Below are 24,471 nucleotides of genomic sequence, written 5' to 3' on the forward strand. Positions count from 1 at the left end.
GAATTAAAGTTTCTTCAATTTTACAATTTTATAAACTTCATATATTTCTGTAAAACCGTTTTCGTCTTCCTCTTCGTATTCTGTAATCTCATAAGTGATTTCAAAACGTTTGCCCATCATATCGTTTGACTGAAGATTTACAGCTTTCAACACGTCCTCAGCGATTTCTGCAAAGTACATCGTTTCATCGTCCCCTTCTTCATCTGGGACCACAAAAGCGTAACCATCATCTTCATCATAACCATCATAGGTACCTGTAATAGTTGCTGTAACCACGTCTTGATTGTTATGTTTGATCTCTAAAATTGCGTTAGCATTAAATGCAACTATTGAGAAGATAAATGCCAATATAACTTGTTTATTTTTCATTTTATTCAATTTTAAAATGGGTTGTCTTCCATATAGAATTATATTGGAAGATTTTAACTTTTCGTTTTTTGGGAATTTGCCACCTCAAGCCCAAAAGTGCTTTTAGATTACAACCTTAGGGTTATAATTACCGTGGTTAGTTTTGAAGTATTTTTTATTTGCCTAAAACAGTTTTAGAATAAACATATCTACGACTTCAACTAAGATTAAAATGATTATTATCCATTCTAATCGACTACTTTCCTTATGATCCATAATATCCTTAAAGAGTTCTAAATTCTCTTTAATAATTTCTATCCTATCATGGATAAGGTGGTATCGATCCTTTAGATCGAAGGTCTTCTTTAGCTCTAGGTTCAGTTTATTTAATTGTTCGTCTTCCCATGTAATTTCTGGAGAATCAAAAATGTAGAGATTCTCAGAAATCTTGTTTTTTATATTTAAAACCTTACCTATAAATCGCTTCAGTTTATTTCCCGAGATATCCAACTTCCCTTTATTCTCGAGGTATTTAGTGTGCTCATTGGTTTCAATCAGTAGGTCTTCGGTTATTTTTGAAAACCGATCTAGGGCCACAGACTGTGACGCGTTAAGCATCACCAACCGAATCATTTCACTATTTAAATTTGGAAGTACAATACTTTCAAAATTTACTTGTAATGTGTTGGGTTTAATTTCAATCCGTACTTCTTCTGAAATGCTCTCGCCAAAGTGATTTTCACAATAAGGTTGAATCATCTTTAAGGCAGCCTCACGTTCATCTGATGATAAATTGAAAAAGCTAACCATCCCATAATGAAATAGGTAAATAAATTTGTCTTTAGAACTCGAAAAAAAGAGTTCGTCACTATCTTGAAACAGCAATTGCCATGGCAATTGCTGTTTACTCGCTTTTATGTTGATAGTGTTTGCTACTTGATAAGCAACAACGGTAAACATTAGGTCTTAAACATGTCTTTAAGTTCTTTAAAACTCTTAAACTCTATCATATAATCATTAGGATCATTGATAAAAAAGGACAGATGCTCTCCTGTTTTATCTTTTAAAAAAGTGGTCTGGGTCACAACTTCTAAATCACTTTTGCTAAGTTTTGCATAAAGTTCTCCCCAAGTGTCAATATCTACAATCACTCCAAAGTGGAATGATGGTAGTATTTTACCTTCAAGTACATAATTTGGGCTATTAAAATTAAATTTCTCAGCCTGAATAAATGTTAACTGATGACCAAAGAGATCTATATCTACCCAATGTTCTGCCATTCTTCCTGAGGAAGCACCAATGCTTTTAATGTAAAAGTCTTTGGTCTCATCTACATTTAAACATGGTAAGGACATGTGAAATGCTGTTTTCATAAAATCCTTTTTAAGATTTATAATTTTTTATCAATCAAAATCATCCGTATCGTCACTCGGTACCATATCTGGGTCTTGCACTGCGTCTGGATCGTCATCTTCAAAATCTTCATAATCTTCTTCGTCATAGTTCTCCATAGTCACTTCTAGTTTCGAACTTATTTTTACAAGATACTTAGTGTCTTCTGTGGTTACCTCAACCGCTTCAATGAGCTCATTTTTAAGGTTTTTAAATTTCACCACATGACCATCATCATAACCATAAGGATACTTTTCTACTAAAAGTGCTAAAATTTCTGGTGTCAGTTTTTTAAAATCAACTATGACACGTTTTAAGTGTTGGTCTTTTTTATTCATTTTATTGTAGGTTTACATACCCAAAAGATACGCAAAAATTAATGGCGCAACAATAGTTGCATCACTTTCTATAATAAATTTTGGTGTATCAATATCTAACTTTCCCCAAGTAATCTTTTCGTTTGGTACTGCGCCAGAGTACGATCCATAACTCGTTGTACTATCACTGATTTGGCAAAAATAACTCCAAAATGGCGTATCTGTACGTTCCATATCTTGATACAACATTGGCACTACACAGATAGGAAAATCACCTGCAATACCACCTCCTATTTGAAAGAAACCAATGCCTTCATCGGAATTATCAGTATACCAATCGGCTAAAAAGGTCATATACTCAATACCAGATTTCATGGTACTTGCTTTCAATTCGCCTTTAAGCACATAGCTAGCAAAAATGTTACCCATGGTGCTGTCTTCCCAACCTGGGCAAACTATCGGTAAATTTTTCTCGGCAGCAGCATACATCCATGAATCTTTTAAATCTATTTCGTAGTGCTCTTCTAAAACTCCAGACAACAATAATTTGTACATATATTCATGTGGGAGATAACGCTCACCTTTGGCTTCGGCGTCTTTCCAGATTTTTACAATATGCTCTTGTATGCGTCTAAACGCTTCTTCTTCAGGAATGCAAGTATCCGTTACTCGGTTAAGACCTTTCTCCAATAAATCCCATTCATCTTGCGGAGTTAAATCGCGATAATTAGGAACACGTTTATAATGAGAGTGCGCCACTAAATTCATGATATCTTCTTCTAAATTGGCTCCTGTACAAGAGATAATATGCACTTTATCCTGACGAATCATTTCTGCAAATATCTTTCCCAATTCCGCAGTACTCATCGCACCTGCCAAAGACACTAACATTTTTGCACCATTGTTCAATTGGTCTTCGTAGCCTTTTGCGGCATCGACCAAAGCTGCTGCGTTAAAATGCAGATAGTACTTTTCTATAAACTGTGATATCTGTCCTTTAGTAGTCATCTTCAACATTGTATTTAGAATTTTTATTTACTCCTGTTACTCCTTCGTTGAAATTACTTTCAAAATCTTCATCAATATCTTGATCTTGAAACTTATAACTTAACATTTTGTAATAAAGCTTCGCTGCCAAGAAATCTGAAGACTTATCATTTTCATTAGGACAAAGTTCAACAATATCAAAGCCAACAACGTTCTTTTCTTCAAACACTTGCTTTAAGAAGTCCAAAGTCTCATACCACAACAAACCACCAGGTTCTGGTGTACCAGTACTTGGCATAATGGATGGGTCTAAAGCATCCAAATCGAAGGTGATGAATACGTTGTCCGTCATTTGGTCAATGGCGGAATCTACCCAATTGTCATCTTCTGCCATTTCGTGGGCAAAATAGGTTTGTTCTTCATTCATTACGGTTTTTTCAATAACGTCCATAGAACGAATTCCAACCTGAATAAGGTTAGTGGTCTGACTCGCTTCGTAAACCGCACAAGCGTGGTTGCACTTAGAACCTTCATAGCTTTCACGTAAATCGGCATGTGCATCAATATGAAGTACGGTTAAGTCCTCGAACATTTCATTAAACGCTCTGATGGTGCCAATGGAAATGGAATGCTCACCACCAAAAATCGTCACAAATTTGTTCTTTTTTATGTATTTTTTTGTGTTTTGGTGTACCGCTTCTACCATAGCCTCTGGTGAAGTATTTTCTGTAACCGCTTCAGCTAAAAAGACACCTTGTTGATACACTTCAGAATCGGTTTCGATATCGTAAAGTTCCATATTTTCAGACGCTGCTAAAAACGCATCTGGCCCTTTGTCAGCACCTTTTTGCCAAGTACTTGTGCCATCATAAGGCACTGGAATTAACACAATCTTCGATTGGTCTAATTTTCCATATTCTGCTGATATACCAGCGTAAGTTTTTGTTTTTATGTGTGTCATTTTTATTTTTTATTAAGGTCACATAGAACATCTTCGTGGTAATTCTTCGCATTTGAAAATCACTTTGAGATGTTTCATGTTTCTCTTCCTGCGGAAGCAGAAATCTTATTAATTGTAATTAATCTTTTCAAATTTTGGTTGTCCTTCTACTTTCTCCGTAGAACCGTATCCTAAAATATTCAGTAAATCTTCGCTTTTTTGTTGTTCTGCAAAAATTTCCGTTGTTAAATCTCCGTTACCATTACGTTGAATTAAAATATGCTTTGGTGAAGGAATTAAACAGTGTTGCAAGCCACCAAAACCACCAATGGTTTCTTGGTACGCTCCTGTATTAAAGAATCCTATATATAATGGTTTATCCTTACTATGTTTAGGAAGGTAAATGGCGTTAACGTGCTGTTCGCTGTTGTAGTAATCGTCACTATCGCAAGTCAATCCACCTAGTAAAACACGTTCATAGCTGTCGTTCCAACGGTTTATTGGTAACATGATAAAACGTTTATTGATGGCCCACGTGTCTGGCAGTGTCGTAATAAACGATGAGTTGATCATGTTCCACTTCTCTCTGTCGTTCTGTTGTTTTTGATACAATACTTTATAAATGGCACCACCACTTTCACCCACGGTAAAACTGCCGAATTCCGTAAAAATGTTTGGTGTATCCACTCCCTCTTCATCGCATACCGTTTTTATCTGATTCACAATTTCATCCACCATATAAGCATAGTCAAAATCAAAAGCCAATGAGTTTTTAATTGGGAAGCCTCCACCAATATTCAGACTATCTAAAGTTGGGCAGATTTTCTTAAGCGAGGTATATACCTTTAAACACTTAGTCAACTCGTTCCAATAGTAGGCATTATCTCTAATACCAGTATTGATAAAAAAGTGAAGCATTTTAAGCTCAACCTGCTTATTATCTTGAATTTGACTCTTGTAAAACGGCACAATGTTCTTATAACCGATTCCAAGTCGAGATGTATAAAACTCAAACTTTGGTTCTTCCTCTGAAGCGATTCTGATACCTACATTAAACTTTTTGTTTATTTCTTGCGACAATAAATCCAGCTCTTCGTAATTATCGATAATCGGAATACAGTTTTTGTGTCCGCTATTAATTAATTCGGCAATATTCTGTACGTATTGATCGCGTTTAAAGCCATTACTTAACACGTAAGTATCATTGGTGATTTTACCAGCTTTTTTTAGACTTTTTACGATATCTAGGTCAAAGGCCGACGAGGTTTCTATATGAATATCGTTACGTAATGCCTCATCCAAGACATGCTTAAAATGTGAACTTTTGGTGCAATAGCAATAGTTATACTTGCCTTTATACTCGTGTTTTTTAAAGGCATCGCTAAACCAGGTCTTGGCACGCTGAATGTTGTTGGATATTTGTGGCAAATAGGTAAACTTTAAAGGTGCACCATATTGCTCAACCAATTCCATAAGGTCTATACCGTGAAATTGCAATGTTTTGTCCTGCAGCTCAAATTCAGGCTGAGGAAAATCGAAAGATTGATCAATAAGATCAATGTATTTTGTATTCATTCTGTGGTTTAAAAATTCAAGTGAAATAATAATGTGATAAGCGTAATCAATATGAGTTTAGCTTATATCAAACTTGAATTTGACTTTGTGTAGTTGGCACAAAACCATAGACATGCTGGCTTGCAGCGATGGTAGTAGCGGAAGTTAGCTCTAAAATTCGGTTACTTATCCTATAAGCAGCTTTTGAAAATGACTTCCTAAGGTCCAAAAGCCCGAACATAAAAACAGTTTTCAATGTGTTCAGCTAAAAACCGGTTTCTGTGTTATGTATTGAAACCGATTTTCGCGGCAAATGTAGTTTATTTTTTAATATGCAAAACTTTTTTGTGATTTATTTGAGAAAATGTTTTTAATTCATAAAATTCAGTGTAGATGGTTGATATACACTGAATTTTATTAATTTAACAACATGAAGCACACCTCACCTAAAATTCAGCTAGTGAACCTAGTTCACAAAGGTCAGAGTCATATTGGTCTTAGATTTAGATATAATGAAGATTTATTGAACATTATAAGGGATATACCTTTGGCGCGCTGGAGTAAAACCCATAGAATTTGGTATTTACCGTATTCTGATAAAAACATTGAACTTATACATAATTGTTTTAAAAAAGACGCAATTATAGATAGTAAAGGACTAAGTAAACAAGCTGTGGTACTCGACAAAAAGAAACAAAAACGACAACGCCAATTATCAGAAGAACAAAAGCTACTACTTAATAATTTTTACAAATATTTAAGAGGGAAACGTTACAGTAAAAGCACCATAGATACCTATACGTTTTTTGTAGCAGATTTTATTGAATTTCATAACAATAAAGCTGTTGACCAATTAACCAATAGAGATGTTGAATTATTTATAGAGACCGTGTTTATACAGCGGAATTACAGTATTAGTACTCAGCGACAGTTTATTAGTGCTCTGAAATTGTTTATAGTTTTTGAGCCCGCTACACACATTAATAGTTTAGAGTTGTTGAGACCTAATAAGGACAAAAAATTGCCTAATGTATTATCGCAAGAGGAAGTGTTAGATTTAATAAGGCATACTAAAAACTTAAAACACAAAACCATAACTACACTCTTATATTCTTGTGGCTTAAGAATCAGTGAATTACTAAACTTAAAATTATCTGATATTGATACAGACAGAAAACAATTATATGTTAAGAACAGTAAAGGTCGTAAAGACAGAGTTGTAAGTTTGGCCAATACTATTTTGCCTGTATTAAAGACCTATTATATGAATTACAAGCCTAAGCAATATCTCTTTGAGGGATCGAATGGGAAAAAATATAGTCATGAAAGTGTTAGACAATTTATTAGAAGAAATTCAAAAAAAGCGCAAATAGAAAAAGTTGTTACTCCACATACGTTAAGACATAGTTATGCTACGCATTTATTAGAGAATGGTGTAGATATCAGATATATTCAATCTCTTTTGGGACATAGTAAACCAGAAACGACAATGATTTACACTCATGTAAGACGAAAAGACCTCATGGATATTATGAACCCTTTAGATGTAGCTTTAGAAAAACTAAATCATCGGGATAAAACAAACCCAAATGTTCTCTTATCCCGACAAATAACCCGATAAATCCATATATTTGTTTGGATATAACCAGTTGTGTGTAATTTTGACCCGTCCTGAATACTTATGTAACCTACAAACTAAATCCTGAAAAATGATTTATTATTGGTTACACATGCTTTACATTTATATTGGAGCAAAGTTATTTTGGACTAAAGTTGATTTAGAATCTGACCTTTCTCGTGTTAGAACAGTCAAAATTCTTGATTGCGATGGTTTGAGATACATGGCAAATTCAAAATATTTCTATTACATGGATTTCATAAGATTTGAGATACTTTTCAGATCTAAGCTTTATGACAATACATTTAAGAAAGGAATATTTCCTGTTTTAGGTTCTCAAAAGTTCATTTATAAAAAACCTTTAAAAAGGTGGAATAAATTTAAAATTACTCTTACTCTAGAAGGTTGGGATGACAAATGGGTTTATCATCGTCAAACTTTTGAGCAGAAAGGTGAATTATATGCAGTTGGATATACCAAAGTTGCATTTTGGAAAAATAAAAAAGCAATAGATATGCGAAAAATAATTTATGATAGCGGATTTCATAAACTAGAAATGAAACCATCAGAAAGCATAATAAATATGTTTAAGGATGATTACGGAATTTTACAAACTTTAAAAGAATAAAAAACTACACACAACAACGTGTAAGCGCAATAACTACTGAATTCCCTATCGGAAATTCATCCGTTTTAATTAACTTAGTTGCGTCAGCGGAAAAATACTAACGCCTTTTCCCGTTACTGACGCTTACACAAACTCGTTGTGCATAATATGAAAAAAACATTGCGAATAATATTATTAATTGGAATTCTGACCTTTGCCTATTCATGCGGAGCGCAGAAAAACTCTGAATCTGACTCAAATTCGGAATTACCAAAAGAACTTTTCCAACGTTGGAAATTAGATTACGGAATGGCTAACGGAGAAAAAATTAGCGGACTTCCAAAATCACCAAATAACGACTACGAATTTAGACGGAATGGAGAATATCTTCTTTACAATGAAGATGAAACTTTTATGACTGGAACGTGGGAATATAATAGCAATGAAAAAACGATTTACACAAAACGTGATAACGGAGAAATAAATGGAAAAATAACGGATTTAAAGGCGGAAAGTATAACTCTTATTCCTGCTGGAAAAGCAGTTGAGGGAACACCATTTGAAAACTTCCGATTTTATTATGTTCCAAAAAATGAATAAAAAATACTATGCACAACAACGGCTATAGTTCATTGCGGCGGAATTTCCTCTCGGAAATTCCTGTGTGTTTGCTAACTTTGGTTTACGGCGGAATAGTTCTGCCGAACCATTCCGCAACGAAACCATAGCCAAAACCGTTGTGCGTAAGCTGAAAAAAATGAGTGACACCTACATAACATTAGTTTCAGAAAAATTAAATTCTGCTGATTCAAAGAAAAAAGCGGAAAAAATAATTGAGTTTCTGACTGAACAAAAAATCGCAGAAAAAGATTTGACTGAATGTGTTTTAGGCTCATCAAAAGGATACGCGCCAGCCGAAAATTATCGAAATATTTTAGAGCAATCGGAATTGGATTTGACCGAGCTAAAAATAAATGGAATTGAATTGATTACGGAGAAGCAGGTGTTTGAAAATGGCGGAAATGGACTTGAAGAAATCACGTGTCCGAATTGCGGAGAAAATAACATTGAAAATGACTGGGGAAATACGTTAGGAAATTGGCATAGTGGAATTGACTCTGACATATTAAAATGCCAAAAATGCGGAATTGAAAAATCAATAACGGAATTTGAATTTAATCCGACTTGGGCTTTTGGGAATTTTGGAATTACCTTTTGGAATTGGACAAAGCTAAACCCAAAGTTCGTGGCTGAATTGGAAAAAATAATCGGAACGGAATTGAAAATCGTAAATGGAAAAATATAAAAGCCTACGCACAACAATGTATAACCGCAATTACGGCGGATTCGACTACGTCCGAATCCACTCGGAATTGCTAAAGCCTGTGCTAAACCGAAAATAAACACATATAAACCCGTAACTGACGGTTATACGAAACCGTTGGCACCAATTTGAGAAATGACGAAATACATTAAAATATTAGTTCTGTTTTTAACTTTATCTGCTTGCGGACAAAATGCGACTGAAATGAAAACACCTGAAAATGCGAATGAAAAATTTGCGGAATTTATCGCAAAGAAAAAGTTCGTAGCGGAAAATTACTATCCTGGAATCGCTGACGAAAAAATGCGACCGATTTTTACAGAGAAAATTAATAGTGTTGCGTCTGACTTTAAAAGCGTATCGGAATCTAAAAATCCGACTGATGAAAAATATCAAGAGAAAATTAAAATCGGACTTTCAAGGTTTGCGGACGTTTATATGGAATTGGACACTGAAGACCGAGAAAGAGTTTGTACATATTTTGAGGAATTAATGGACATCGTCGGACTGGAAAGTTCGAATGGACAACTGAATAAATTTATGTACGGTTTTGACCCGAACGAAATGACAAATAAAAATTAAAAAACTGGTGCCAACAATGTATAACCGCAATTACGGCGGATTCGACTACGTCCGAATCCACTCGGAATTGCTAAAGTCTGTGTCAAACCGAAAATTAACGCATATTAACCCGTAACTGACGGTTATACGAGACCGTTACCTGCCATTTTTTTAGAACATTAAGCCCTTTTTGCTGTTTAAGCAAAAAAACTTCCCTAAACAAAACCACCTCTTTACTCACCCAAGCCAATAGATAACTCAAGTCTATTTTATATCTTTAACCAAAGCTTATAGTTTAGATGTAAACAAAACACAAACATTATGAAAACACAAGTATTTACTCAAAAACAAACACTTAAAACCTTTGGTTTTATTGTGACAATGTTAGCCCTGTTTACATCTAACTCTTCTTATGGACAAACTAGAGCTGCTACAGAAACTACTTCAACCGAACGCACTGTAAAAGGTGTAATCAGTAACGAAAAAGGACCAATTAAAGATGTAAACATTACTCTACAAGGCGCTAGAAATGGTACCACCACCAATGAAAATGGTGAATTTACTTTTCCTATAAAGCTTAAGACAGGAGATGTTCTACTTATAAGTTATATAGGTTACGAAACGCAAAAATTTGAAATTAAGGAAGATACCACCTTTATTAAGCTGGTCTTAACCGAAGATATGATAGAAATGATCGGTGCTTTAGATTCCAACAAACCATACAAGTCTAAACGCAAAAACTAATTGTTCTGTTTCTATTGAAAACATTTCCCTACATATTTTTCTTATTTGTAGTAGGTCATTCCTATTCGCAAATCTCAGATTTTGAGCATATAGATTTTAAAACAGCGGATAGTATTGCCCTATCGTATAACAAAGAAGAATTAACAAATCTACCTGAACTTTCTTATAAGCTAACAGCCCACCTCAATACTGATGTAGAAAGGTTTAGAGCCATCTATCGCTGGGTTTGTGCCAATATTGCCAATGACTATAGTCTATACCTTAAGAATAAGCGCAAGCGCCAACGGTTTAAGGACGATAGCTTAAAGTTTGTGAGTTGGAACAACGACTTTAGAAAAACCATATTTAAAAAGCTTCTAAAAAACCAACGTACCATTTGTACTGGTTATGCCTATTTGGTAAAGGAATTAGCTGAGTTGGCCAACATAGAATGTGAAATTGTACAAGGCTACGGACGCGTCAGTACAACGGATATTGAAAATTTAAATCTTCCCAATCATTCTTGGAATGCCGTAAAATTAGATGGTAAGTGGTATCTCTGTGATCCTACTTGGGCGAGTGGTATTCCAGACAAGACAACCAACCGCTTTACCTTTCAATATAATGATGGATTCTTTTTAACAGAACCTGAGTTATTTGCAGTCAACCATTTTCCTGTGGATGAAAGGTGGTGGCTTTTAGAGGATAACATTCCTACATTCGATATGTTTTTGAGTGCACCTGTTATCTATGGAAAAGCCTATGAGAATCTTGCCCTACACAATGCACCAATGCAAATGCATCACGACATTAAAAAGTATGGTAACGTAGCTTTTCAGTACGAGTTGAAAGGTTCAGCAAAAACAGAACATATACAACTCGTACTGGATAATGGATTTGATACTTGGAAAATCCACCCTACATCAATTTCAATTAATGATACATCATTATCATTTGAACACCAATTTAATAGCATTGGGTCCTATGATGTCCATTTTTATCTAGAAGATGATTTAATAGCCACCTATACCGTTAAGGTAAGCAACTGATATTCCTAAAAGTTAAATGTATTTATTCTCCAGAGATCATCAATGTATTGTTAATATCGATTTCCAGTTCCAAGTTATCGCACAACTGAAGGTTTAAAGGGATTTTCTGCCCATAAACAATGTCATTGGTAGCTACAGCCAAAACATCATTCTGAGATAATTCTACCCAACCACTATTAGCAGTCGCAGATACATTGCCAGAATGCAATAAGCTATAATCTTCAGCATAAACTATGAACTCAAAACTATGCGTACCGTTGTTGGTGAGTCTAACTTTAGGAGCATCATTTACACAGTTTTGCACAACTTGATTTGTGGCAGAAACCTCTAATACTTCTTCAGCGTTAGGTGAGTCTGTTGTACAGTTTACAAATAGTAAAAGCACAAGTAAGCGTCTTACATGTTTCATAAGCAGGTTATTTAATTTGGGAGGACTAACATAGAAAAATTAAAGATACACTCGACAAATAGTATGGTTTATTCGACGAAATGCATAGTTTTAATTAAAATTAGTGCTACTTATGACGGATTTATAGCATTTTTAGAGTGCTAATCTCCTGTTCTGTAAGATGTTTCCAGTGGCCTCTTGGAATATCTTTCTTGGTTAAGTGACCTATGGCAACACAATCTATCTTTATAATATCGTAGTTAAGTGTATCAAAAATGGTGCGCAGTATGGTGTTTCCGGTATTTTTAATTTTTATGCCGATCTTATTTTTAGACTCACCTTCAATATAACTTACCTCTTCTACAGTGATTAATTTGCCATCTACCTTAAAACCTTCCTGTATCTTTTTAAGATCTTCAAACTTTAGGTTTTTATTTAATTCAACTTGAAATAATCGTGCTACACCATGCTTTGAGTTCGTGAACTTTTGCACCACTTTATCATCGTTGGTAAATAACAATAAGCCTAAAGAGTTTCTTCCTAGTCGTCCTATCGGTTTTATGTTTGCGTTGGTAGCATTGGCTACCAAATCCATAACCGTTCTACCTTTGCTTTCTGCCGTTGTAGTAGCAAAGCCTTTAGGTTTGTTCAATAACAAATAGACTTTAGGCTCTGGGTTGATACGCTGACCGTCAAATCTTACATCATCTTCGAGTTTTACTTTGTAACCCATTTCGGTCACCACTTTTCCGTTGACGGTTACCAAGCCAATGGCGATATTCTCATCAGCCTCGCGACGCGAACATATACCCGAATTTGAAATGTATTTGTTTAACCTTATTTCATCAGGATTAGATGAAGATTTCTTTTTTGGTTGGGACTTCTTTTTAAAAGGAGCATTTCCTTTGGTAAAACCTTTGGATTTACCTTTAGCATTTCCCTTTCCTGAAGCTTGTCCTTTTCCTCTGCTATTTTGATTTTTGCTCATGGTTTAATTTTTTGCAAAGGTATAACAATAGTTCTCATTAACTACTTAATTTCCACAGTAGTTTGTCGCTCTCTATTGACGATGAGTTTTGTGACGTCTGGTCTTGAATAATGCCCTACTGGATCGAAGTTTTGACGTTCTTCTAACACACGATTAAAATCTATGGTTTGAATAATTAAGCCTTCTTTATTCAAGACTGGTTCAACAATCCACTCTCCATCAGGTCCAGCGATACAGCTGCCACCATTGGCTAAAGTATCAGGTGCGTTTTTGAGAATGGCATCAAGGTGCGGAGTTTCATCAGGAAAATCTGATTTAGACATTAAACTCGAAACCGAAACCACATAAGAGCGCGACTCCCTTGCTATAAAACGCGTAATATCTTTAGTGTTATGATCACTGCCAGGCCAAACTGCAATATGTAAATTTTCGCCTTGACCGTATAAAGCCGTTCTTGGTAATGGCATCCAGTTTTCCCAGCAATTGAGTCCACCAACCGTAAATGCCTTGAGCGGATGAACTTGCAAACCATTGCCATCACCTGGAGACCAGGTTAAGCGTTCATCGTATGTAGGCTGTAGTTTTCTATGTACCGATTTTATGTCTCCTTTTGCGTTGATATAAACCAAAGATGCATAGATACTATGACCACCTCTATCTGTTGGTCGCTCCATAATGCCTAGATAAATAGCCATTTTGTGTTTTTTTGCCAATTGACATACCGAATCAAGTTCGCCTTTCTCTATGCAAATGGAATTATTTACATAATGCGCGTGTAGTTCTTTATTCACTTTTGTGTTCCATTCTGCTCCACCTGTTAACGCCAACCAAAACGGATAGCCTGGCAACAAGGCTTCTCCAAAGACAATGAGCTCGCATTGTTCTTCTGCTGCATCTTTTATAGCATCTTCAATTTTTTGCAAAGTCGCACTTTTGTCTAACCATACTGGTGCGATTTGTGCCATCGCGATTTTTAAAGTCGTATTCATTTATATTCGGTTTAAAACAACAGATACATCGATTAATAAAATGGAAAACACACCCAGAACTATTATAAACTTAAGTATGTTATGCAGTATAAGATAATGCGTTTTTTTGTTTGATTTCCAGAGTACAAACAAGAATAGTATTAGCAACCCAATACTGAGATAGAAAAAGTAGTACATATGCCCAACTTTAAAGAACATAATTAAGATAACAGCAGAAACTATAGTTAATACAGACATTATGGTTAGCATGAATTTAGACACTTTTTCTCCATGCACCACAGGCACGGTTTTATAATCTAAAGCTAAATCCCCTTTTATGTTCTCAAGATCTTTGGTGAGTTCACGCATGGAAACCAAAAGAAAAAGAAAAATGGCATGGGCAAAGATGACCAGTTCAAAATTTTGGTAGTAAATAAAGATTGCAAAGAACGGTGTAACTGTTAGTATTGCTGAAACGAGATTACCAACAATAGGCTGTTTCTTTAATCTATGGGAATACAACCAAATCGCAAAAATGTAAATAGAAAAAAAGATGACTGCCCTAAACGAGACATAGCTTGCAAAAACAATCGCCAGAAAATTCAACACAAAATAGAATGACAGTTTTGTGTTTTGGCTTACCAGACGATCTAACATCGTTTTTGTTGGTTTGTTAATCAGGTCTTTTTCTGAATCGTAGAAACTATTGATAATATAACCGGCAGCAATTGTTGCTGAAGATGCCAACACCAACATTAATAAGTTAACATCAAAAAGTACCGATTTAATGGTTTTATCTGGTGCAAAAATATAAATGGACGCTAAATATTGGGCAATAACTACCACTAGGATGTTATACCCTCTAACTACAGAAAACAGGCTGAAAAATTTAAGTAGAATGTGTTTCTGCCGTCTTGATAGCATAGGTCTAAATTAAAAAAACCTCATAAGTTTCAAGAACCTATGAGGTTTAAATGTAATATTTTTTGAATTAAAAGTTGTAAACCACCTCTAATTTCTGTCCTTTTAAAGCTTCTCTGGCCTTATCAATATTCTCTGTAAAGCCTAAGATGTAGCCTCCACCACCAGAACCGCAAAGTTTAAGGTAATAATCATTAGTTTCGATACCTTTTTTCCAAAGTTCATGGAACTGTTTTGGTATCATTGGCTTGAAGTTGTTCAATACCACTTTAGACAGTTGCTTAGTGTTTTTAAAAAGTGATTTTATATCACCTTTAAGAAAATCATCCACACAAGCATCCGTATGTTTTATAAATTGATCTTTTAGCATACTTCTAAAGCCTTCATTCTTCATGTTTTCCATAAAAATGCTGACCATAGGTGCTGTTTCACCAACAGAGCCACTATCTAATAAAAATACGGCTCCTTTGCCTTCTGCTTTTTGAGACGGAATGCCAGTTGCTTCAATATTGTCTTTAGAATTTATTAAAATAGGAAGACTTAAATAGCTATTCAATGGGTCTAAACCAGATGATTTACCATGAAAGAACGATTCCATATCAGCAAATATAGCTTTCAACTTTAAAAGCTTTTCACGCGTAAGATTCTCTAAAACCGTAATCTTATCTGACGCGTATTTATCGTAAATCGCAGCCACTAAAGCACCACTACTCCCTACTCCATAACCTTGCGGAATAGAAGAATCGAAGTACATGCCAGCGTTGACATCTTCTTGTAATGTTTCAAAATCAAAATCAACCAGGTCTTTGTCCAATCCCTTTAAATATTCAACGAATCGTTTTAAGCTTTCATTAGATTTAATCGCCTCTATAGAGGGATTCTCATCCACCTTTAATGCTCCGTTATAAAAATTGTAAGGAATAGACAGACCTTTAGAGTCTTTAATGATGCCATACTCTCCAAAGAGTAAAATTTTTGAATAAAAAAGTGGTCCTTTCATATTGGTATTAGCAATTTCCTTTAACAAATATACGTATTAATCTTCTATTTGGTTTGCTCCCAAGCCAGTATGGTCGCAAATATAATGTTCATTTTGACAAAATTTAGCCAATTCTTTCTTTATAAAATCGAGTACGGTTTCCTTTTCATCTAAAGGATAAAGCACATGAACATTAGCCCCTGCATCTAAAGTAAAGCAAATATTAGAATTGGTTTCTTCTCTGAATTTCCAGATTTTATTGATGATTTCGAGCGTATTTGGCTTCATTAATATAAAATACGGCATGCTTGTCATCATCATCGCATGTAGCGTTAAGGCTTCACTCTCAACAATTTTGACGAAAGCCTTTAAATCACCTGAAGCAAAAACTTCTTTTAAGTCAGCAAGATTTCTATGGGCTTGGGCAAAACGTTCTTTTGCAAAGGGGTGACCAAACATTAATTTGTGTCCAACGGTACTACTCACCTGTTTTTCACCTTTATCTACTAAGAGAATTGTATCCTGAAAGTTTTTAAAGTTTGAATGGACTTCACCATCAAATTTAATTCCGAATAAGTCTGAACTTTCGGTACTTTCATTTTCTCCCCAAACTACGAGTTCGCCTTCTATACTTCGGCATGCGCTTCCAGAACCTAGCCTGGCTAAAAAAGATGCTTTTTTGTTAAAGTAATTTTGAGATTCTTCGCTATCTCCTTCGACAGGCTCAGGATGACAGCTATGAATGACATCATCCTTTAATTTTTCTTCGATACTCATTAAGCATAAGGCCAAAGCGCTCATACCTGAAGCTGAAGACGCAATACCAGAACTGTGTGGAAATGTATTAGAGGTTTCAATTTTAAAATGATAATCTCTTAAAAAAGGTATATAGGTTTCAATACGCTCAAAAAATGTTTGAATCTTTGGTTTAAAGGCTTCATTTTTTTCACCTTCAAAATAGACATCAAAACTAAAATCATCACCTTCCTTTTTAGTATAAGTGACTTCTGTGATGGTTTTACAATTTGAAAGTGTAAAGCTTATAGAAGGGTTTTCTGGAATTTGATTTTCCTTTTTTCCCCAATATTTTACCAAGGCAATATTGCTTGGTGAAGACCATTTTACAGTGCCACTTTTGATATGGCTATTATATGATTTGAGGATAAAATCTTGTTCTGTCATTTCGGTTAATTCTGTGACAAAGATAAGAGTTTTACCATCGTTTTATAATTTCTAGCAGTAGCACTCACCATTAATTTACGTTCAAAAAAATTAAGATTGAATTTTGCCTTACCATAACCATTGGCACAGTAGAAATACAGGGCATCGTTAAGAATTTCGTACTCTTCATTTTCATAGGTTTTCTTGTATGCCTCTTGGACCAAGTCTTCCTTTGGAACATTAGATAGTATTGCAAAATAGCTGTTTTCTTTTTTCTCTTCCGGAAAAGGACAATCGTTAAAAATTTTGCTTAACTGCGCTCTGGTTCTTACCAACACGGAAACATCAAAACCAAAATGCTCTAAAATTGATTGCTTTATTTTTTCTTCTAACGTTTTAGTGTTCTTACTTGAAGATTGAAAAATAATATTCCCTGTTTGGATATAAGTTTTTACATTTTCCAGACCAGATTCGACCAATAACGCTCTCAGTTTAGCCATTGGTACTTTTTTATGGCCACCAACATTAATACCTCTTAAGAGTGCAATGTATGTATTCATGATTTAGCGATGGATTGTGACACAATATAAGCTCCTGTCCAAGCATTCTGAAAGTTGAAACCACCTGTAACCGCATCGACATTAATCACTTCTCCCGCTAAATAGAGATTTGGAATTCGTTTGCTTTCAAAAGTTTTAAAGTTGATTTCTTTTAAATCAACGCCTCCAGCCGTAACGAATTCTTCTTTAAAAGTGCTCTTCCCTGTAACATGAAATTTAGCTGCTGTTAATTGCAACGTCAAGGCCTCTAATTGTGATTTATTAATATCCGCCCAGCGTTCGGTTTCATTTATGTTTGAAGCTAAAACCAATTGCTTCCAAAGACGTTTTGGCAAGTCAAAATGTGTGGTATTAACCACTAATTTTTTTGCATATTCTTGTTTTGAATCTTTAAGTGAACTCAAACACCATTCATAATCTTGTTTAATAAAATTGACTTCAATTTTAAAATCATAATTGAGTTTTGCCAGTTCTATAGCACCAAATGCTGACAGCTTTAAAATAGCTGGCGCACTAATACCAACATGTGTGATCAATAATGGTCCTTCAGAAACTAAATCAGTTCCCAAAACTTTTACCTCAACATCTTTTGCGACAACGCCAGGAATATCTTTTATGCGTTTATCCTTTAAATCAAAAGTGAACAGCGATGGTACTGGTTGTACTATAGCATGACCTAAATTTTCTAACAGCTTCCAGATTTTTGGATTGCTTCCTGTGGCAATGATAAGTTTATCACACTCAAAGACACCTTGGGAAGTATCTAGTAAAAAATCATTTTCTCTTGCATCAATAGATTTTACAGAATGATTATACAACACCTCAACATTATGTTTTTTGGCTTGGTGTAAAAAGCAATCGATAATGGTTTGTGAAGAATTAGAAACAGGGAACATCCTTCCATCGTCTTCAATCTTCAGTTCTACGCCACGCTCTTCAAACCAGGCTATAGTATCTCCAGTCATAAAGGTGTGAAATGGCCCTAGCAGTTCTTTTTCACCTCTAGGATAATTGCTAACCAAATCCGAAGGGATAAATTCAGCATGTGTCACATTACAACGTCCACCACCTGAAATTTTCACTTTTTGAAGGCCTTCTTTACCACGTTCTAAAATAGCAACTGATTTCTCTGGATGTTGCTCTGCAATGTTGATTGCCGCGAAGAATCCCGCTGCTCCTCCACCAATAATTATAATATCTTTGTATGTATTCAATGCTATATATTGAAGTCATAAAATTACAATGATAATGGTCAAAAGACTAATATTTCTATTACTTATTGTTAGCTCTTGTCAGCACTCTGACTTGTTAACTATTGAAGGCTCCATCAATAATAGTTTAGATGAAGTTTCGGCAGCAGAATCTCTTATAAATTCTGACCTTATTTGGGTTATAGAAGATGCAGGTAACGATAACCATTTGTATGGCTTAAGCAGAAAAGGTAAAATCATTAGGGATATTACGATTCTAAATGCTGAAAATACAGATTGGGAAGATTTAACCTCTGATAGTGAAGGGAATATTTACATAGGCGATTTTGGAAACAACAATAAAAAGCGAAAATTATTTAGAATTCTAAAAGTAAAAAAAGAGGATTTAAATGCTTCTAGAGCAGATGCAAAAATTATTGAATTCATATTACCTAAAGATGTAAAATCAAAAGATTTTGAAGCCTTTTTTCTATTCAATAATTATTTCTACATCTTCAGTAAAGAGACTAAAAAATTTATTGTTTTAAAAGTTCCAAATAAAACAGGAAGACATAAAGCTATTGTAAGATCAGATTATAATTTAAAAGGGAAACACAATAAAATAACTTCAGCAGATATAAGTTTAAATGATGAAAAAGTTCTACTATTAAATCATGACAAACTATGGGCATTATCTGGCTTTGAAGGTGATGATTTCTTTTCTGGAGCTATTAATAAACTTCCATTTCAACATAACACACAAAAAGAAGGGGTTTGTTTTGTCAATGATACTATTGTCATTTTAACCGACGAACGCAACGACTATGAAGGTGGTAATATTTACAGTTTTAACCTAAAATAATTATCCCAATATCGTATTATAGGTCGTTTTTAGAAGTTTTAAATCCGCTGTATTCTGAATACTTTTTTTGGCATCTTCATATAGATTTTCTATTTCCTGACGTATGGTTTTTACGTAATCCTTACTGGCTTTTTCATTATTATCTAACATCGAAGCCAACATTTGCATGAGCTTTTGCACAATAATAATATCATGCTTACAATACGTTCTTAATGCTGTCATAACATTAAAAAGCAATTGCTTAAAACTCACAGTATTTATTAAAATTACAGGATTATTATTTTTATCTCTATATATGCTCTGATCTTGTTTTTGCAACCGTAACAAAAACAGTTCCGTTAAATAATCAATAGCATTTATGGCAGTACCAGGATCGTTAATACCAGGAGACATGGCTTTTACAGCAATTTCAGTCAGTTGCTTAAAAGCCAACAGATAATTATCTTCTATACGTTCACTTTTAGAATAATGAAAAGAAGAAAATACTTTTTCTATAGTGTCTTCATCAACCTCTTTGCTCATTTTTAGCACAGGAGTGTTCTTAAAAACATAAGTGCCTTTTACTGGCACCACCTCTAATTGCATTTCTACTTCATCTGCAAGATTAGCCATAGCCGAAAGTGAAATATCTTGGAAGTAACCCGATTTTTTTGAATTCAACGTTGTCCAATTGTCCGTAGACGGAAACTTGTTTTTTTCATCCGTTTGGTTATTAACCAGCTCTTTGAGTCGTTTTTTTGCTACAGAAAAAATTCTGCTCATAATATTGTTTATCTGTATTTCTTGTGAAATAGAATGAATAAAATAGATAAACGCACCTAAACAAAAGGTCATAAAAAAAATGGCAAGCAGAACACTAAAGCCTGGCAGTTGGTATTTATCTCCATCTGGCTCAATACTTACTAAAGTAAAAATACAATAGAGTAAAGAGGAATTGTAAATCCCAAGTATTACTTGATGTCTTCTGTTAGAAATTAAGCCTGGCAACACACGTGGCGAAAAATTACTTGATGCCTGACTCAATAAGATCATAACCATAGAAAAACTGAAGACCATGATTGAAATTAAACCAGCTACAAAAGTTGTAAGAAGATTTCTGGCAGTTTCAGTGTCATTTACAACCAATAAGGGAGCTTCTTCTATTAAGTAATCTGAAACTCCTAAGCTCTCTGCATATATCATTACAAAAGCAAAAATGGTACCTATGAGACTTAAAACTGTCGGATAAAAGGCAATTTTACTTTCTAATTTGTAAAAATATTTAATGGTATAGTTTAAAAAGTTTTTCATTTACTATTAGAAATTAAGACCAAAACCAAATGAAAAGCGGAACCCTTCGGTACTATTAAATAAATTAAATGTACCTGAAAGTGACTCGGCTGCAGTCACCCAAAAGCCACCACCATAGTCGCTATGCCACTTATCAGAAAAGTCATTTCGTAGCCACACTCTTCCCACATCAAAACCCGTAAAAATTCCTATCTGTAATGGTAAAATATTGGTTTTGAATGAATTGAAACTATACCTTAAATCACCACTGGTCACCAAAGAGCGCGACCCTGTAAAACGCTCGGTCCTGTAGCCTCTTAATCCATTGCTTCCTCCAATATTTGCGGCTTGGTAAAACTGATAATCCTTACCAATTCTAAATTGGCTTCTTAAATTTGTCTTTAAAACCAATTTTCTGTTTCGGGATAAAGCATTGTAAAATCCAATATCTGCATTGATATAGCCAAAAATGTTCTTTGCTTGCTTAAGCTCTGTTTTAGCACCGCCCTGAAGCATAAATGTCATTCCCCTAGTTGGGTTTATCTGATTATCGTAACTCGCATAGTTATATTGCGCTTCAACAGCACCAAAGTATCGTCGCTCGTAAAACTCTTCGTTAGATGATGGCGCAAAATCCGTTATGAACCTATCTGCAGTATCGTCTAGTTCTATACCTTCAAATATAACTCTAAACCCGTAATCACTACCAAAATTACCTTTTCTTATAATACCTGCCTTTGCCATATAAATACTAGTCCTAACTCGATTATAATCGAAATCTAGCTCATCATCATTATTTACGGTTTCATTACCATAACCAAAGAAGTTATTGGTGAAATTATCTGAGGTAAACCGACCTCCAATATGAAGATTCCAGTCATTCATAATATTTGCAAATTCACCGTCATACTTTAAAGAAAACCCGCTTGTTGCAAAAAAGTAACCTCCCTTAAATCTGTGCTGTCTTGAAAATGGATTTCTCTGAAATCCATTAAGCGTAGATGCATAGGATACTCCTACGGAAATACCATCATCTGGATTATATCCAACAGCTGGAGTTATCACACTATTTTTTACAATATTTTTCTGAAAATCAAAGAGATTAAGATTATATACATCGGTTAATCTTATGGTACTTTTTCTACTTTCTTTGATGGTATTGGGTTTACTTTCGTGGTCATAGACCTTAATACGCCTTCCGGATTTTATGATGTAAGTATCATTTTCTTGTCCGCCAATCAGTCTGATAAAAATTGGGTTATCTCCCTTGCCTGTGACTTCAAACACGTCTTTATCGTCTAATCCATATATCCAAATCTCTTTGGTTATATCTCGATTGAACACTCTATCTACAATTGAGTCTGCTTTCTTTCCATCTTTTATTCTGGTGATTACGACTCTAGTTTTCTTGTTTCCTTCTCTAATAACTTCAATGTAATCATCCTTATCGGTTCCTGTTAAAATGACAAGTTCATTTAAATAATTGTAATAGCGTGTGGCAATATCCTGAAGGTTAGCACGTCGCCCTTTTAAATGTTGCTTTATTTCTTCTAAGGTTTTGTCGCGCACTTCTTCAGGTACATTTTCAAACGCTTTCTCTATGACCTCATCAGTTACATTATCCTGCAGAAATTTCGCCTGCTTTAGCCATGTTTCTTTTTCTGCATTTTGAATCAGTGTACGGTCTAATTTAATACCTGCATTATTCATCCACTCAATGTCTTCTAGCTTATCATCATATACTTGCAGTTGCTTGGTAGAACCCGAAATTATTCGCATAATTCCCAATAATGCTCCATCAAAATTTGAAAACACTTGATCCCTATCTCTTGGAATTGGTCTATAATATTTGTCGCCATTTTCCATATCAAATTGTGCCCATCTCCACTGATCTTGGTGTCGATCCCAATCGCCAATAAGCATATCGAACAAACGTGCCCTAACAAAGGCATTTTCATCTATTTTATGCTCTTCATCTTCTCTAATCTTCTCAATTATGTCGTGAGTGCTCTCAATGTCATCTGCGTATCCAAAATTGCGCTCATCGGTGTAATTTTCTTCCGGACGCTCTTCAATCATGTAAAGCTCACCTCCATACTCTTCGTTATAATCACCGAGATGTTTATGTTTTGGTATATAGTATAGTTTTGGATTAGTATGATATACTTCTGCAGCGTCAGACAACTCTGGCACAACGGTAAAAGCATATGGATGAGCTGCTGTATAGAAATCTAAAATCAGCCCTTCAATTGCGGTTCTTTCAAATTCATCTTGAATATAAGTATCCTTAAACAATACGGTTTGCAGATATTGTGTAGCGCTCTTACGTAACGCTCTCATATTCAATTCTTTGCCGTCTTTGGTTTTTAATCGTAAAGATCTTGTTTGATGACCTCCTCCTTTTCTAACCACTTCCAAGCCTCCATATAATGTATCTAAAGTGGCGACTTCAGCTTTTATTTTTATACTGTAAACATCTCGGTAGTGATCGCCCCAAACCGATTCAAAAAAACCTGTTTTATCTGTTTCTTCTTGGGTATATATTGAAACTTCCTTTTCGTTCGGAAAACTTTCCGGTAAATGAGAGACATCATAATATTTTCTGGGAGCGAACACTTCCTTTTCAAAAAGTACTTTAGGTTCACCATTTTCCGCACTATAGATTTTCACCCAAGAACTCCCATCTTTATATATTATAAGTTCTGCAAATCCTTGACCTCCATAGCTAAATACCCCATTTTTTCCTAGAGCAGCACCAGAGTATTTCGCACCAGATCCAGAAACGATTTGTCGTATACTATCCTTTTCTATATATTGTAGTGTATGCTCGTGCCCTGAAACGAATACAACGTTATCTGCATCGTAAGTCATAGTCTCAAGACGTTTCATTAAATCATTATACCTTTCATTATATCTATCTTGAATAGAGACACCACCTTGTGTTCTAACCTGCGTTAAAAACGAAGCCAATATTGGCATTGGTATTTTGTTTTGGGTAGGGTATAAATGTTTTTTTGCAGCATAATAACCACCGTGCACACCGTTGGTAAACATTGGGTGATGCATAGCAAACACCGTTGTTTTATTTTGTGCTTTTTTTAGCTCACCTTCTATTTCCAAGAAAAACCGCTCACGTGTTTTAATTTCACATTCGTCATTTATGGTTGGATTCTTGTTCCAATTTTCTAAATACCATTGAGAATCAATGATTATTAACTGAACCGTTTCACTGATATCTATGCTTTCTAGTGGGCAGCCATTTTCAGGCAAAAACGTGTTCTTTCCTAGAGCATCTTCAATATATTTTTCTTGCCTTTTGAGGCCGTTTAGGCCATCTGAATACCAATCGTGATTACCTGGAAGAAATATGACATTTCCATTAAAATTTTCTAGTGACATTAATTGACCCTCGAGCGCATTTATGGCATTCTCATAACCTTTTTGGCCTTCTTTTGGCAAACCTGATGGATAAATATTATCTCCAAGAAACAATACATAATCCTGAGTTGTATTTTTCCCTTTTATATGTTTGTCGAAAGCTGTCAACCCATAAGACATACCATTCATGGGTGACTTACCCGCGTCACCTATTAAGTAAAACCGTTTTTCAATTTCTTTTTCTGGAGATTTGTTTTGTTTGAGTGCCTCGTCTCTATATTTTGCTTCATAAGTTGCACAGGCATTACATAAGAAAGATAAAGCTATTAAGGTAATTATTTTTTTAATGTTCTTCATGAGTAAATTTAAACCGTAAAAATAATAAGA

The 24,471-nt window shown here is 34.8% G+C and carries 25 protein-coding genes; 8 read left to right on the forward strand and 17 right to left on the reverse strand.

The annotated features are described in order from the left end of the window. Positions 1-3 precede the first annotated feature (3 nt). The 7 genes from ACQ65V_RS03015 to ACQ65V_RS03045 form a co-directional block, all read right to left on the reverse strand. Positions 4-369 (reverse strand): hypothetical protein, encoded by a 366-nt coding sequence (locus tag ACQ65V_RS03015; protein WP_155088252.1) that lies wholly within the window; start codon positions 367-369, stop codon positions 4-6. A gap of 162 nt (positions 370-531) precedes the next feature. Then, a complete protein-coding gene (locus ACQ65V_RS03020; RefSeq protein WP_430466825.1) occupies positions 532-1,308 on the reverse strand; it encodes an RMD1 family protein in 777 nt (258 codons plus the stop codon). Beyond that, on the reverse strand, positions 1,308-1,721 hold the full coding sequence (locus ACQ65V_RS03025) for a VOC family protein (RefSeq protein WP_430466826.1): 414 nt from the start codon (positions 1,719-1,721) through the stop codon (positions 1,308-1,310). The genes ACQ65V_RS03020 and ACQ65V_RS03025 overlap by 1 nt, the downstream gene beginning before the upstream one ends. A 30-nt stretch (positions 1,722-1,751) precedes the next feature. Next, positions 1,752-2,078 (reverse strand): hypothetical protein, encoded by a 327-nt coding sequence (locus ACQ65V_RS03030; RefSeq protein WP_155088249.1) that lies wholly within the window; start codon positions 2,076-2,078, stop codon positions 1,752-1,754. A gap of 12 nt (positions 2,079-2,090) precedes the next feature. Further along, entirely contained in the window at positions 2,091-3,065 is a 975-nt protein-coding gene (locus tag ACQ65V_RS03035) for a deoxyhypusine synthase family protein (RefSeq protein WP_273291008.1), read from the reverse strand. Beyond that, positions 3,055-4,005 carry an agmatinase gene (speB, locus tag ACQ65V_RS03040; RefSeq protein ID WP_430466827.1) on the reverse strand — a complete coding sequence of 317 codons (951 nt, stop codon included), beginning with the start codon at positions 4,003-4,005 and terminating at the stop codon, positions 3,055-3,057. The genes ACQ65V_RS03035 and speB overlap by 11 nt, the downstream gene beginning before the upstream one ends. A gap of 108 nt (positions 4,006-4,113) precedes the next feature. Beyond that, positions 4,114-5,559: an arginine decarboxylase gene (locus tag ACQ65V_RS03045; protein ID WP_430466828.1), complete on the reverse strand. Its 1,446-nt coding sequence runs from the start codon at positions 5,557-5,559 to the stop codon at positions 4,114-4,116. 409 nt (positions 5,560-5,968) lie between these two features. Here ACQ65V_RS03045 and xerA point away from each other — a divergent pair, with 409 nt between their 5' ends. The 7 genes from xerA (at position 5,969) to ACQ65V_RS03080 (ending at position 11,420) form a co-directional block, all read left to right on the forward strand. Beyond that, positions 5,969-7,159, forward strand: a complete 1,191-nt coding sequence (gene xerA / locus ACQ65V_RS03050) for a site-specific tyrosine recombinase/integron integrase (protein WP_430466829.1) — start codon at positions 5,969-5,971, stop codon at positions 7,157-7,159. 88 nt (positions 7,160-7,247) lie between these two features. Continuing rightward, entirely contained in the window at positions 7,248-7,784 is a 537-nt protein-coding gene (locus tag ACQ65V_RS03055) for an acyl-CoA thioesterase (protein ID WP_430466830.1), read from the forward strand. A gap of 159 nt (positions 7,785-7,943) precedes the next feature. Then, positions 7,944-8,363 (forward strand): hypothetical protein, encoded by a 420-nt coding sequence (locus ACQ65V_RS03060; protein WP_430466831.1) that lies wholly within the window; start codon positions 7,944-7,946, stop codon positions 8,361-8,363. 157 nt (positions 8,364-8,520) lie between these two features. Further along, a complete protein-coding gene (locus ACQ65V_RS03065; protein WP_430466832.1) occupies positions 8,521-9,069 on the forward strand; it encodes a hypothetical protein in 549 nt (182 codons plus the stop codon). 153 nt (positions 9,070-9,222) lie between these two features. After that, positions 9,223-9,669 (forward strand): DUF4844 domain-containing protein, encoded by a 447-nt coding sequence (locus ACQ65V_RS03070; protein ID WP_430466833.1) that lies wholly within the window; start codon positions 9,223-9,225, stop codon positions 9,667-9,669. 300 nt (positions 9,670-9,969) lie between these two features. Then, positions 9,970-10,392, forward strand: coding sequence for a carboxypeptidase-like regulatory domain-containing protein (locus ACQ65V_RS03075; RefSeq protein WP_430466834.1), 423 nt, complete (start codon positions 9,970-9,972; stop codon positions 10,390-10,392). Positions 10,393-10,406: 14 nt separating this feature from the next. Beyond that, entirely contained in the window at positions 10,407-11,420 is a 1,014-nt protein-coding gene (locus ACQ65V_RS03080) for a transglutaminase domain-containing protein (RefSeq protein WP_430466835.1), read from the forward strand. A 22-nt stretch (positions 11,421-11,442) separates the two neighbouring features. Here ACQ65V_RS03080 and ACQ65V_RS03085 read toward each other — a convergent pair whose 3' ends face one another. The 8 genes from ACQ65V_RS03085 to ACQ65V_RS03120 all read right to left on the reverse strand — a co-directional run bounded on the left by ACQ65V_RS03085 (position 11,443) and on the right by ACQ65V_RS03120 (position 18,599). Continuing rightward, positions 11,443-11,829 (reverse strand): hypothetical protein, encoded by a 387-nt coding sequence (locus tag ACQ65V_RS03085; protein WP_155088239.1) that lies wholly within the window; start codon positions 11,827-11,829, stop codon positions 11,443-11,445. A 121-nt stretch (positions 11,830-11,950) separates the two neighbouring features. Then, the gene (locus ACQ65V_RS03090) at positions 11,951-12,796 is read right to left on the reverse strand and encodes a pseudouridine synthase (RefSeq protein WP_430466836.1); all 846 of its coding nucleotides are present in this window, start codon (positions 12,794-12,796) and stop codon (positions 11,951-11,953) included. Positions 12,797-12,837: 41 nt separating this feature from the next. Beyond that, positions 12,838-13,785 (reverse strand): carbon-nitrogen hydrolase family protein, encoded by a 948-nt coding sequence (locus ACQ65V_RS03095; RefSeq protein ID WP_155088237.1) that lies wholly within the window; start codon positions 13,783-13,785, stop codon positions 12,838-12,840. After that, the gene (locus ACQ65V_RS03100; RefSeq protein WP_155088236.1) at positions 13,786-14,688 is read right to left on the reverse strand and encodes a geranylgeranylglycerol-phosphate geranylgeranyltransferase; all 903 of its coding nucleotides are present in this window, start codon (positions 14,686-14,688) and stop codon (positions 13,786-13,788) included. Between the two features lie 67 nt (positions 14,689-14,755). Then, on the reverse strand, positions 14,756-15,685 hold the full coding sequence (locus ACQ65V_RS03105) for a mevalonate kinase family protein (protein WP_430466837.1): 930 nt from the start codon (positions 15,683-15,685) through the stop codon (positions 14,756-14,758). Positions 15,686-15,721: 36 nt separating this feature from the next. Further along, entirely contained in the window at positions 15,722-16,846 is a 1,125-nt protein-coding gene (locus tag ACQ65V_RS03110) for a diphosphomevalonate/mevalonate 3,5-bisphosphate decarboxylase family protein (RefSeq protein ID WP_430466838.1), read from the reverse strand. 5 nt (positions 16,847-16,851) lie between these two features. Next, a complete protein-coding gene (locus ACQ65V_RS03115; protein WP_430466839.1) occupies positions 16,852-17,385 on the reverse strand; it encodes a DUF1697 domain-containing protein in 534 nt (177 codons plus the stop codon). Continuing rightward, positions 17,382-18,599: an NAD(P)/FAD-dependent oxidoreductase gene (locus ACQ65V_RS03120; RefSeq protein ID WP_430466840.1), complete on the reverse strand. Its 1,218-nt coding sequence runs from the start codon at positions 18,597-18,599 to the stop codon at positions 17,382-17,384. The genes ACQ65V_RS03115 and ACQ65V_RS03120 overlap by 4 nt, the downstream gene beginning before the upstream one ends. A gap of 34 nt (positions 18,600-18,633) precedes the next feature. Here ACQ65V_RS03120 and ACQ65V_RS03125 point away from each other — a divergent pair, with 34 nt between their 5' ends. Further along, positions 18,634-19,437 (forward strand): hypothetical protein, encoded by an 804-nt coding sequence (locus ACQ65V_RS03125; RefSeq protein WP_430466841.1) that lies wholly within the window; start codon positions 18,634-18,636, stop codon positions 19,435-19,437. Here ACQ65V_RS03125 and ACQ65V_RS03130 read toward each other — a convergent pair whose 3' ends face one another. Both ACQ65V_RS03130 and ACQ65V_RS03135 read right to left on the reverse strand, forming a co-directional pair. After that, positions 19,438-20,727 (reverse strand): DUF2254 domain-containing protein, encoded by a 1,290-nt coding sequence (locus tag ACQ65V_RS03130; protein ID WP_430466842.1) that lies wholly within the window; start codon positions 20,725-20,727, stop codon positions 19,438-19,440. Between the two features lie 6 nt (positions 20,728-20,733). Then, a complete protein-coding gene (locus ACQ65V_RS03135; protein WP_430466843.1) occupies positions 20,734-24,441 on the reverse strand; it encodes a metallophosphoesterase in 3,708 nt (1,235 codons plus the stop codon). Between the last annotated feature and the right edge of the window lie 30 nt (positions 24,442-24,471).

The sequence above is a fragment of the Winogradskyella ouciana genome (assembly GCF_965284585.1).
Classification (GTDB): Bacteria; Bacteroidota; Bacteroidia; order Flavobacteriales; family Flavobacteriaceae; genus Winogradskyella; species Winogradskyella ouciana.